Source organism: Knoellia koreensis, assembly GCF_013041615.1.
In the GTDB taxonomy this organism is placed as follows: Bacteria; Actinomycetota; Actinomycetes; order Actinomycetales; family Dermatophilaceae; genus Pedococcus; species Pedococcus koreensis.
Genome location: NZ_JABEPQ010000015.1, coordinates 1 through 1,025 on the forward strand (window position 1 = coordinate 1; position 1,025 = coordinate 1,025).

Sequence of the window (1,025 nt, forward strand, 5' to 3'; positions counted from 1 at the left end):
TGAAGCGGCACGGGTTTCCCGCCGCATCGATTCCGATCAGGAAGGATGCGGGACATGGGAAGGCACTACACGGCTGAGGAGAAGAGCCGGGCGTTGCGGTTGGTCCGCGAGGAGCTGCAGGAGTACGGCTCGGTGACCAAGGCCTGCTCGGCGGCGGGATCGCGGCTGGGGATCTCGGCGGACACGCTGCGCGGCTGGTACCGGCGCGAGGAGGTCGACCAGGGTCACAAGGACGGGGTGACCACGGTCGAGCGCGAGGAGATCCGGGCGCTGAAGGCGAAGGTGCGCCGGCTCGAGGAGGACAACGAAGTGCTCCGGCGGGCAGCGGTTTTCTTCGCGGGGGAGCTCGACCCCCGAGGGCGATGATCATGGGGTTCATCGACGAGCTGCGGGTCGAGGGGCATGCGGTCGAGTCGGTCTGTCGGGTCCTGCGTGGGCAGGGCTGTCAGGTCGCCGCGCGCACCTACCGGGACTGGAAGCACGCGCAGCCCTCGGCGCGGGACGTCGAGGACGGGTACCTGATGAACGTGATCTGGGAGCTGTTCCACGACCGGGACGAGAAGACCGGTGAGCTGCGGGCGAGCCCGGAGTCGTTGTACGGGCGACGGAAGGTGACCGCGTGGTTGCGCGCGAACGGCCACCCGGGCGTGGCCTCTTGCACCGTCGCGCGCTGCCTGACCGCTATGGGACACAAGGGAGTTCGCCGGAACAAGGCGGTCCGCACGACGATCCCGGCCAAGGATGGGATCCGGGCCGGGGACCTGCTGAACCGGGACTTCACCGCCGAGGCGCCCAACCGGGTCTGGGTCACCGACTTCACCTACGTGCGCACCTGGGCCGGGTTCGTGTACGTCGCGTTCATCCTCGACGTGTACTCGAGGCGGATCGTCGCCTGGCACGCCTCGATGAGCAAGCAGACCGACCTGGTGATGATCCCGCTGCGGATGGCGCTGTGGCAGCGCGAACGCGACGGGCACCCGGTCGTGGCGGGTGAGCTGATCCACCACTCCGACGCCGGCAGCCAG

2 protein-coding genes and 1 other annotated feature are annotated in these 1,025 nt (G+C 69.0%); both genes read left to right on the forward strand.

Translation table 11 applies throughout. The features are described 5' to 3' along the window. The first annotated feature begins 54 nt into the window (after positions 1 to 54). On the forward strand, positions 55 to 366 hold the full coding sequence (locus HJG52_RS20315; protein WP_171245450.1) for a hypothetical protein: 312 nt from the start codon (positions 55 to 57) through the stop codon (positions 364 to 366). Then, positions 324 to 458, forward strand: a sequence feature (AL1L pseudoknot). (Overlaps the previous gene by 43 nt.) Further along, positions 369 to 1,025: DDE-type integrase/transposase/recombinase (locus tag HJG52_RS20320; RefSeq protein ID WP_171245451.1), on the forward strand; the 657-nt coding region annotated here is incomplete at its 3' end. Its footprint overlaps the feature before it by 90 nt.

Coding starts and splice junctions, on each gene's coding strand:
- HJG52_RS20315 (WP_171245450.1), top strand. CDS start 55: ATGGGAAGGCACTACACGGCTGAGGAGAAGAGCCGGGCGTTGCGGTTG.